General features: G+C 76.2%; 1 protein-coding gene and 1 pseudogene. Both read right to left on the bottom strand.

Translation table 11 applies throughout. The annotated features are described in order from the left end of the window. On the bottom strand, positions 1–4,702 hold a 4,702-nt coding region (locus tag ACH47Z_RS43005), incomplete at its 3' end, for a beta-ketoacyl synthase N-terminal-like domain-containing protein (protein WP_399084710.1). 51 nt (positions 4,703–4,753) lie between these two features. Further along, a pseudogene (locus ACH47Z_RS43000) lies at positions 4,754–11,386 on the bottom strand (SDR family NAD(P)-dependent oxidoreductase); the annotation flags it as partial. Between the last annotated feature and the right edge of the window lie 24 nt (positions 11,387–11,410).

The following is an 11,410-nucleotide window of genomic DNA, read 5'->3' as shown; positions in this document are numbered from 1 at the left end:
ACACCACCCGGCCGTCCCCCGACCCGGCAGCACCCGCCACCACACCCTCCACCGGCTCCCCCGCGGCAAACGCCACCAGAGAACGGCGCGCCTCCGCGAGATCAGCCGCCACCACCACCGCACGATGCGGCAACAACGCCCGCGACGCGGCAAGGGAGAAGGAGACGTCGAGCGGGTCCAGTCCGGGGTGGGCGCCGAGGTGGTCGGCGAGCCGGGTGGCCTGGTCGGCGAGGGCGGCCCGGGAGCGGGCGGAGAGCACCCACGGCAGCCGGCGCGGCGCGGCGGCACGCGGGGGCGCGGCCGGTTGCTCCGGGGCCTCCTCCAGGATCAGATGGGCGTTGGTGCCGCTGGCGCCGAACGAGGACACGCCCGCGCGGCGCGGCCGGCCGGTCCGGGGCCAGGGGGTGGCACGGGTGACGAGTTCGACGGAACCGGAGGCCCAGTCGATGTGCGGGGAGGGCGCGTCCACGTGGAGGGTGCGGGGCACCTCGCCCGCGCGCAGCGCGAGCACCGTCTTGATCACGCCGGCCACGCCCGCCGCGGGCCCGGTGTGGCCGATGTTGGACTTCAGCGAGCCGAGCCGCAGCGGCTGTTCGCGGTCCTGGCCGTAGGTGGCCAGCAGGGCGTTGGCCTCGATGGGGTCGCCCAGGGTGGTCCCGGTGCCGTGTGCCTCGACGACGTCGATGTCGGCGGGCGTGAGACCGGCGGCGGCCAGCGCGGAGCGGATGACCCGTTGCTGGGCCGAGCCGTTGGGCGCGGTGAGCCCGGAGGAGGCCCCGTCCTGGTTGATCGCCGAGCCGCGTACGACGGCCAGCACGGGATGGCCGTTGCGGCGGGCGTCGGAGAGCCGCTCCAGCAGGACCACGCCGACGCCCTCGGACCAGCCGATGCCGTCCGCGGCGGCGGCGAACGCCTTGCAGCGGCCGTCGGGGGCGAGGCCGCGCTGCCGGGAGAACTCCACGAAGGCGCGCGGTGTCGACAGGACCATGACGCCGCCGGCGAGGGCCAGCGAGCTCTCGCCGCTGCGCAGTGACTGGCCGGCCAGGTGCAGGGCCACGAGGGACGACGAGCAGGCGGTGTCCACGCTGATGGCCGGGCCTTCCAGGCCGAGGGTGTAGGCCACCCGGCCGGAGAGCACGCTGGCGTAGTTTCCGGTGCCGAGCAGTCCCTCGTCCACGCCGCCGACCGCGCCGTGCCGGGAGTCGTAGCGCTGGTCGGTGACGCCCGCGAACACGCCGGTGGCGGTGCCCCGCAGGCCGAGCGGGTCGACGCCGGCGTGTTCGAACGCCTCCCACGCGGCTTCGAGGAACAGCCGCTGCTGCGGGTCCATCGCCAGTGCCTCGCGCGGGCTGATGCCGAAGAACTCGGCGTCGAAGTCGGCGGCGTCGGTCAGGAAGCCGCCCTGGCGCAGATAGGTGTGTCCGGCCCGGTCCGGATCGGGGTCGTAGAGGCCGTCGAGGTCCCAGCCGCGGTCGGTGGGGAAGTCCCCGATGACGTCGCGGCCCTCGGCCAGGAGCTGCCACAGCTCCTCAGGGCCGGTGACGCCGCCGGGGAAGCGGCAGGCCATGCCGACGACGGCCAGCGGCTCGTCGGCCGGGGTGGTGCGGACGGCGGGGCGGGCCGGGACGGGCGCGCCGTCGAGCCGGGTGACCAGGTGGTCGGTGAGGGCGGCCGGGTTCGGGTGGTCGAAGACGACGCTGCTGGGCAGCGTGAGACCGGTCGCTTCGGTCAGCGCGGTGCGCAGGCGGACCGAGGCGAGGGAGTCGAAGCCGAGGGCGGTGAAACCGCGGTGCGGTTCGATCGCGGCGAGGTCGGCGTGGCCGAGTACGGCGGCGGTCCGCAGCCGCACCAGGTCCATGACCCGGTGCCGGCGTTCGGCGGAGGACAGCCCGGCGAGGCCGTCGCTCCACGGCGTGCCGCCGTCGGCGGGCTGCTGCGCGGGGAGCGTGACGGGGGTGACCGGGGGCAGCGGGCGTGGTGCGCCGTCGACGGGCGGCCAGTAGCGGTCCCGCTGGAAGGCGTAGGTCGGCAGGTCGGCGGGGTGTGCGCCGGTGCCCCGGAAGAAGGCGGTCCAGTCGACGCGGACGCCGTGGGCGTGGGCCTCGGCCAGGTGGTGCAGCAGGGTCGGCAGTCCGGCCCGGTCGCGCTGCAGGGTGCCGACGACCACGGCCGCGGTGTCCGCCCGCTCCACGGTCTCCTGGGTGCCGATGGTGAGGACGGGGTGCGGGCTGACCTCGATGAAACCCCGGTGGCCCTGGGCGAGCAGGGCGGCGACGGCGTCGGCGTAGCGGACGGGTTCCCTCAGGTTGCGGTACCAGTAGCCGGCGTCCAGCGCCGTACCGTCCGCCCACTCCCCCGTCACGGTGGACAGCAGCGGAACCGAGCCCTCGCGCGGCCGGATGCCGTCGAGGTCGGCCAGCAGCCGCTCGCGCACGGCTTCGACCTGCGCCGAGTGGGAGGCGTAGTCCACGGCGATCCGGCGGGCCCGTACGTCGCGGTCGGCGCAGTGCGCGAGGAACTCCTCCAGCGCCACGGCCTCACCGGCGACGACGACGGATTCGGGGCCGTTGACGGCGGCGACGGCCACTCGGCCGGCCCAAGCCGCCAGCAGCTCCTCGGTCCTGGCCTGGGCAGCCGTGACCGACACCATGCCCCCGGTGCCCGCGAGCGTCGTCAACGCCTGGCTGCGCAGGGCGACCACACGGGCGCCGTCCTCCAACGACAGCGCCCCCGCCACACACGCGGCGGCGATCTCCCCCTGCGAGTGGCCGACGACCGCCGACGGTACGACGCCGTACGAACGCCACACCTCGGCCAACGACACCATCACCGCCCACAGCACCGGCTGGACGACGTCGACCCGGTCCAGGCCCGGAGCACCCTCCGCGCCCCGGACCACATCCAGCAACGACCAGCCCACGAACGGCTCCAGAGCCGCCGCACACTCCGCCAGCCGCTCGGCGAACACCGGCGAGGAATCCAGCAGATCCACCGCCATCCCCGCCCACTGCGCCCCCTGACCCGGGAACACGAAGACGGCGCGGCCGTCGCCCACGGCTCGGCCGCGGACCACGGTGGCCGCCTCGGCGCCTTCCGCCACGGCGGTCAGGCCGGCCAGGAGCGCGTCGTGGTCCGGGCCCAGGAGGACGGCACGGTGTTCGAAGGCCGTGCGGGTGGTGGTGAGCGCGAGGGCCACGTCCAGGGGGCCGGCGTCGAGCGCGGGCCGGTGCGCGAGGAGGCGTTCGGCCTGGGCGCGCAGGCCGGCCGCCGTACGGGACGACAGCGTCCACGGGACGAGGGGCAGGGTGCGGTCGGCGGGCTCGCCGGCGGGTTCGGGCCGCGGGGGTGCCTGTTCCAGGACGATGTGGGCGTTGGTGCCGGACACGCCGAACGACGACACACCAGCGCGGCGCGGCTGCTCGGTCTGCGGCCAGTTCCGCTCCTCGGTGAGCAGTTCCACGGCGCCGGCGGTCCAGTCGATGTGCGGGGACGGCGCGTCCACGTGCAGTGTGCGCGGCAGTACGCCGTGGCGCATCGCCTGCACCATCTTGATCACGCCGGCCACACCGGCGGCGGCCTGGGTGTGGCCGATGTTGGACTTCACCGAGCCCAGCCACAGCGGCTGTTCGCGCTCCTGGCCGTAGGTGGCCAGGAGCGCCTGTGCCTCGATCGGGTCGCCCAGCCGGGTGCCCGTGCCGTGTGCCTCGACGGCGTCGACCTGGCTCGCGGCCAGGCGGGCGTCGGCGAGCGCCTGGCGGATCACGCGCTGCTGCGCGAGCCCGTTGGGGGCGGTGAGTCCGCTGCTCGCGCCGTCCTGGTTGATCGCGGTGCCGCGCACCACGGCCAGCACGGGGTGGCCGTTGCGGCGGGCGTCGGAGAGCCGTTCCAGGACGAGCATGCCGGCGCCCTCGGCGAAGCCGAACCCGTCGGCCGCCGCGGCGAACGCCTTGCAGCGGCCGTCGGCCGCGAGGGCCCGCTGCCGGCTGTACTCGGTGAACACGGAGGGCGTGGCCAGGACGGTCGCTCCGCCGGTGAGCGCCAGTGTGCACTCACCGGCGCGCAGGGAGCGGACGGCGAGGTGCAGGGCGACCAGGGAGGAGGAGCAGGCGGTGTCCACGGAGAGGGCGGGGCCCTCCAGACCGAGGGTGTAGGAGACCCGGCCGGAGAGCACGCTGGGCGAGGTGCCGGTGACGACGTAGCCCTCCAGCTCGGTGGCCACGGTGCCGGTGATGTCGGAGTAGTCCTCGCTGCTGAAGCCGACGAACACGCCGGTGGCGCTGCCGCGCAGGCCGGCCGGGTCGAGGCCGGCCCGCTCCAGGGCCTCCCAGGAGGTCTCCAGGACCAGCCGCTGCTGCGGGTCCATGGCGAGCGCCTCGCGCGGGCTGATGCCGAAGAAGCCGGCGTCGAAGTCCCCGGCGGAGTCGAGGAATCCGCCTTCGCGCGCGTAGGAGGTGCCGGGCCGGTCGGGGTCCGGGTCGTAGACCGATGCCATGTCCCAGCCGCGGTCGGCGGGGAACGACGAGACCGCGTCGGTCCCGGCGGTCACCAGCCGCCACAGGTCCTCGGGCGAGGTCACCGAGCCGGGGTAGCGGCAGGCCATGCCGACGATCGCGATCGGTTCGCGGTCGCGGGCCTCGGCCTCGCGCAGCCGGCGCCGGGCGACCTGCAGATCACCCGTGACCTGCTTGAGGTAGTCGAGCAGTTTGGCCTCGTCAGCCATCGGTGCACCCCCGTGCGGTTCGTTCGGCGCGGGTCACGAGATGCCCCGGTCGATCAGGTCGAAGAGTTCGTCGGCGGTGACGCCGTCCAGCTGGGTCCGCTCCGGCGCGTCGCCGGTGGCGTGCGTGTCCCAGCGGGCCGCCAGTTCCCGCAGGTGCGCCGCGACCCGGGCCCGGTCGGCGCCGTCGGCCGGGAGTGCGCCGAGTGCGCTCTCCACGCGGGCCAGTTCGGTGATGATCCGGTCGGCGGTCGCCTCGTCGGACTCGCTCGGCAGGAGCGCCGAGAGGAGGTGTTCGGCGAGGGCGGCCGGATTGGGGTGGTCGAACACGAGGGTGGTGGGCAGCCGCAGGCCGGTGGCGGCACCGAGGCGGTTGCGCAGTTCGACGGCGGTCAGCGAGTCGAAGCCCAGCTCCTTGAAGCCGCGTTCGGGTGCCACCGCGTCGGTTCCCCGGTGTCCCAGGACGTCGGCCGCCTGGCCGCGGACCAGGTCGAGCAGGGCGGGGGTGCGCTCGGGCACGGGCAGCGCGGTGATCCGCGTCACCAGGGACGCCGCGCCGGACACCGGGCGGGCGGCGGCCGGGCCGGCCGGGGTGGTGACCAGGCCGTGCAGCAGGGGCGGGGTGTGCGCGGCGGACGGGGTGGCGAGGTCCAGGCGGGCGGTGACGGTCACCGGGTCGCCGGTGCGGGTGGCCGCGTCGAACAGGGCCAGTCCCTCGGCGGTGGCCAGGGGGACGATGCGGTTGCGGCCGGCGCGTGCGACGTCGGCGGCGTCCAGGTGCCGGGTGAGGCCGGTGGCGTCGGCCCACAGGCCCCAGGCCGCCGCGGTGCCGGGCAGGCCGGCGGCGCGGCGCCGTTCGGCGAGCGCGTCGAGGAAGGCGTTGGCGGCGGCGTAGTTGGCCTGCGCGGGGGTGCCGAGGGTGGCCGCCGCGGAGGAGAACAGCACGAACGCGGACAGGTCCAGGGCCGCGGTGCGCTCGTGCAGGTGCCAGGCGGCGTCGGCCTTCGGGCGCAGCACGGCCGGCAGCCGGTCGGCGGTGAGTTCGGTCAGCACGCCGTCGTCGAGGGCGCCCGCGGTGTGTACGACCGCGGTCAGCGGGGCCTTGGCGGTCAGCTCGGCGAGCAGCGCGTCGAGCGCGGCGGGGTCGGTGACGTCGCAGCTCTCGTAGCGGACGGTGGCGCCCGCCGCGCCCAGTTCGGCGACCAGGTCGGCGCTGCCGGGGGCGGCGGCGCCGCGGCGGCTGGCCAGCACCAGGTCGCCGGCCCCGTGTTCGGTCACCAGGTGCCGGGCGAGCATTCCGCCCAGCACGCCCGCGCCGGTGATCAGTACGGTGCCGTCGGCGTAGGGCGCGACGGTCAGCACGATCTTTCCGGTGTGCCGGGCCTGGGCCATGAACCGGAATGCCTCGCGGGCGTCGGTGAGCGGCCAGGTGCGGGTGGGCAGGCCGGTGATCTCGCCGGCCTCGGCATGGGCGGCGACCTCGGTCAGCAGGCTCTGGACGCGATCGGGGCCGGCGTCGAGGAGCAGGTCGAACGGGAGGTAGTCGACGCCGGTCAGGTCGGCCGGGTCGCGGCGGTCGGTCTTGCCGAGTTCCACGAACCGCCCACCGGGACGCAGCAATTGGAGGGAGGCGTCCACGAACTCACCCGCGAGCGAGTTCAGTACGACGTCCATCTCCGGGAACCGGCCCGCGAACTCCGTGTCCCGCGACGACGCCACATGCGCCTCGTCCAGACCCAGCTCCCGCAGCACCCCGTGCTTGCCGGGACTCGCCGTCGCGAACACCTCCGCACCCAGCAGCCGCGCCACCTGCACGGCGGCCATGCCGACACCGCCGGCCGCCGCGTGCACCAGCACCCGGTCCCCCGCGCGGACTCCGGCGAGGTCGACGAGGGCGTAGCGGGCGGTGGCGAAGGCGGACGGCAGGGCGGCGGCCCGGACCCAGGACCAGCCGGCGGGTACGGGCACCACGAGCCGCCGGTCCACCACCGCGAGCGGGCCGAAGCCGCCCGGCACCATGCCGAGGACGCGGTCGCCGACGGCGAGGCCGGTGACGTCCGGGGCGACCTCGACCACGGTGCCCGCGGCCTCGGAGCCGATCGCGTCGACCTCGTCCGGGTACATGTCGAGCGCGCACAGCACGTCGCGGAAGTTCAGTCCCGCCGCGCGGACGGCGATGCGCACCTGGCCGGGTGCCAGGGGGGCGGTGGCGTCGGGGGCGGCGGCGGTGTCGACGCCGTCGATGCTGCCGGGCCGTACCACGTCGACGCGCCAGGCGTCGGCGTCGGCGGGCGGGCGCAGCGCGGTCTCGGTGGCCCGGGTGAGGCGGGCGACGAGGCGCGTGCCGTCGCGGAGCGCGGTCTGCGGCTCGTCGCCGACGGCCGGCACCGCGTCCAGGGAGGCGGGGGTGCCGTCGGTGTCGACGAGCAGGAACCGGTCGGGGTGCTCGGTCTGCGCGGAGCGCACCAGGCCCCACACCGCGGCGGCGGCCGGGTCGGGTTCCTCGCCGGGGCGGACGGCGACGGCGTGGCGGGTGACGATCGCGAGCCGGGCGTGACCGAACCGCTCGTCGGCGAGCCAGTCCCGGAGCAGCTCCAGGACCTGGGCGGTGGCCCGGTGGGTGGCGGCGACCACGTCGGCTCCGGTGCCGACGGGAGCGAGGACGAGGTCCACCGCGCCCGCGTCGACACCGGCGAGGGTGCCGCTCAGGGGCGCGGTGAGGCCTGCCGGTTCCGTGCCCAGGACGGCACAGCGGGCGGCGGCCGGTGTCCCGGTCCCGGCGCTCTGCCATGTGACGCGGAACAGCGCGTCGCGGGTGCCGGCGGCGGCCACGGCGCGCAGCTGCCCGGCCGACGCGGGCCGCAGCAGCAGCGCGGCCAGCTCCACGACGGGCCGGCCCTCGTGGTCGGTCGCGGTGAGGCGGAGTGTGTCGGCGCTCTCCCGGGCGGCGCGCACCCGCAGGACGCGGGCCGTGCCGGGGTGCAGCGTCACGCCGGTCCAGGAGAACGGCAGCAGCAGGGGCGCGTCCTCGGGCTCGGCGGCGGGCACGGCCTGGGTGACGGCGTCCAGCAGCGCCGGGTGCACGAGGTGACCGGTGGTGTCGACGGTGTCGGGGAGCGCGACCTCGGCGAAGACCTCGGTGTCCCGGCGCCACAGGGCGCGCAGGCCCCGGAAGGCGGGCCCGTAGCCGTAGCCGCGGGCGGCGAGACGGTCGTACACGTCCGCCAGCGGGACGGGCTCCGCGCCGGCCGGCGGCCACGCGTCCGACCCGGGCCCGGCGGGCGCGGACCCGGCGGGCGCGGTCGGCGCCAGGACGCCCGTGGCGTGCTGGGTCCAGCCGTCGCCGGAGTGCGTGTGGACGGCGACCGTACGGCGTCCGGTCCCGTCGGCGCCGTGCACGGTGACGCGCAGGGTCAGGCCGTCGGCGGGCACGCCGATCGGCGCGGCCAGGGTCAGTTCCTCGATCTGGGCGCAGCCGAGCCGGTGGCCGGCGTGGGCCACCAGTTCCAGGACGGCGGTGCCGGGCAGCAGGGCGGTGCCCAGCACGGTGTGCTCGGTCAGCCAGGGCTGCGTCTCGGGGCTGATCCGGCCGGTGAGGAGCAGGCCGCCCTCGTCGGGGAGTTCGGCCTCGGCGCCGAGCAGCGGATGCCCGCCGGCGGTGAGGCCGACCGCGGTGAGGTCGCCGGCGCCGGCGGTGCCCGGGGCGAGCCAGTAGCGCTCGCGCTGGAAGGGGTAGGTGGGCAGTTCGACGGGACGGGCGCCGACGGCGTCGAACAGGGGCCGGAAGTCGACGGGCGTGCCGTGGGCGGCCACCTCGGCCAGCGCCGTGGTGAAGCGCAGCAGATCGCTCTCGTCGCGGCGCAGGGTGGCGGCCACGCGCAGCTCGGTGCCCTCGGCCTCGGCGGTCTGCTGCATGGCGACCGCCAGCACGGGGTGCGGGCTGATCTCCACGAAGCCGTGGTGGCCGGCGGCGAGCAGGCCGCTGACCGCGTCCTGGAACCGCACCGGCTCGCGCAGGTTGCGGTACCAGTAGCGGGCGTCGAGTTCGCTGCCGTCGATCCAGTCCGCGGTGACGGTGGAGTACAGGGGCACGTCGCCGTCCCGGGGCCGGACGCCCTTGAGGTCGGCGAGCAGCCGCTGCCGTACGGCCTCCACCTGCGGGGAGTGCGAGGCGTAGTCGGCGGCGACGCGGCCGGCCCGCAGATCCTCGTCGTCGCAGAGGTCGAGCAGTTCCTCCAGGGCCTCGCGGTCGCCGGCGACCACCAGCGAGCGGGGGCTGTTGGCGGCGGCGATGCCGAGCCGGCCGGGCCAGCGCTCCAGCATCCGCTCGACGTCGGCCGCGGGGGCGGCGACGAAGCACATGCCGCAGCGGCCGGGCAGGTCGGCGACGGCCTTGGCGCGCAGGGCGACGATCTTGGCCGCGTCCTCGAGGGTCAGGGCACCGGCCACACAGGCGGCGGCGATCTCGCCCTGGGAGTGGCCGACCACGGCCGACGGCACCACGCCGTGGGAGCGCCACAGCGCGGCCAGCGAGACCATCAGCGCGAACAGCACCGGCTGCACCACGTCGACGCGGCTCAGCGGCGGCGCGCCCTCGGCGCCGCGCAACACGTCCACGACCGACCAGTCCAGGTAGGGGGCGAGGGCGTGCTCGCACTGGGCCATGCGGGCGGCGAACACCGGGCTGGTGTCCAGCAGTTCCACGCCCATGCCGATCCACTGGCCGCCCTGGCCGGCGAAGGCGAAGACGACGCCGCCGTCGGCTCCGGCGGTGCCGCGGACCACGGCAGGGTCGGCACCGCCGGCGGCGAGCACGTCCAGCCCGGCCAGCAGTTCGGCGCGGTCGCGGCCGACGACGGCGGCGCGGTGCTCGAACGCGGTGCGGCGGGTGGCCAGGGTGAACCCGACGTCCGCGGGCTCCAGTTCCGGATCGGCGGTGACGAACTCGCGCAGTCGGACGGCCTGTTCGCGCAGGGCCGTCTCGCTGCGGGCGGACAGCTGCCAGGGGACGGGGACCGGGTCGGCCGGCCGGACCGCCGCGTCGTCCGCGTCGGCAGGCGCTTCCGCCACGATCACATGGGCGTTGGTGCCGCTGACGCCGAACGACGACACACCGGCCCGGCGCGGCCGTTCGCCGCGGGGCCAGGAGCGGGCCTCGGTCAGCAGGCGGACGTCTCCGGACACCCAGTCCACGTGCGGGGTGGGCTCGTCGACGTGCAGGGTCTTCGGGAGCAGTCCGTGCCGGAGCGCGAGCACCGTCTTGATCACTCCGCCGACGCCGGCGGCGGCCTGGGCGTGGCCGAGGTTGGACTTCAGCGAGCCCAGCCACAGCGGCCGGTCGCGGTCCTGGCCGTAGGAGGCGAGCAGGGCCTGGGCCTCGATGGGGTCGCCCAGGGTGGTGCCGGTGCCGTGGCCCTCGACGGCGTCCACGTCGGCCGGGCGCAGTCCGGCGTCGGCCAGGGCCTGCCGTACGACCCGCTGCTGGGCGGCGCCGCTCGGCGCGGTGAGGCCGTTGGAGGCGCCGTCCTGGTTGATGGCGGTGCCGGGCAGCAGAGCGAGCACCGGGTGGCCGTTGCGCCGGGCGTCGGAGAGCCGCTCCAGCAGGAGCATGCCGGCGCCCTCGGCCCAGCCGAGTCCGTCGGCGGCCTTGGCGTACGAGCGGCAGCGGCCGTCCTCGGACAGGCCGCCCTGCTTGGTGAAGTCGGTGAACAGCTCCGGGGTCGGCATGACGGTCACGCCGCCGGCGAGCGCGAGGGTGCTCTCGCCGGAGCGCAGCGACCGCACCGCGAGGTGCAGGGCCACCAGGGAGGACGAGCAGGCGGTGTCCACCGTGAAGGCGGGGCCCTCCAGGCCGAGGACGTAGGCGATGCGGCCGGCCACCACGCTGGCCAGGCGGCCGGTCAGGGCGTGTCCGTCGCCGCCCTCGGGGAGGCCCGCGAGCAGCGAGGAGTACGACTGGGCGTTGGCGCCGACGAACACGCCGACGCGCCCGCCGCGCCAGGATCCGGGGGTGACACCGGCCCGCTCCAGCGCCTCCCAGCCGGTCTCCAGCAGCAGGCGCTGCTGCGGGTCCATCAGCTGGGCCTCGCGCGGGCTGATGCCGAAGAACCCGGCGTCGAAGAGGGCGGCGTCGTCCAGGAATCCGCCGTGCCGGGTGCGGCTGGCCGAGGGGCCGTCCGGGTCGGCGAGGGCGGCGAGGTCCCAGCCGCGGTCGGTGGGGAACGGGGTGATGGCGTCGCGTTCCTCCACCAGCAGCCGCCACAGGTCGTCCGGGCCGGTCACGCCGCCCGGGTAGCGGCAGGCCATGCCGACCACCGCGACCGGGTCGTCGTCGGCCGCGCGCTGTACGGGTTCGTCGTCCTCGGCGGGCAGGACGTGCCGCCCGGAGGCCGCGTCGACCAGGACGTCCGCGAGGGCGCGGGCGGTGGGGTGGTCGTAGATGGCCGTGGTGGGCAGCTTGACGCCGGTGATCCGGCTGAGCCGCAGCAGCAGTTGTACGGCGGTCAGCGAGCGCAGGCCCAGCTCCCGGATCGCCCGGTCCGGCGGTACGTCGGCGGCGGTGCCCAGCTCGAGGACCTCCGCGACCTGTGTCAGCACCAGGTCCAGGACGACGCGCCGGCGCTCGGGCTCGGGCAGGCCGGCGAGCCGGTGCGCGAGAGCGGGCGGCTGAGCGGCCGTCGGGTCGGTCAGCGG

It is taken from the genome of Streptomyces sp. NPDC020192, from assembly GCF_044388685.1.
Taxonomy (GTDB): domain Bacteria; phylum Actinomycetota; class Actinomycetes; order Streptomycetales; family Streptomycetaceae; genus Streptomyces.
The sequence above is the reverse complement of the archived record's forward strand: the minus strand, read 5'-3'. Positions and strand labels throughout refer to the sequence as shown.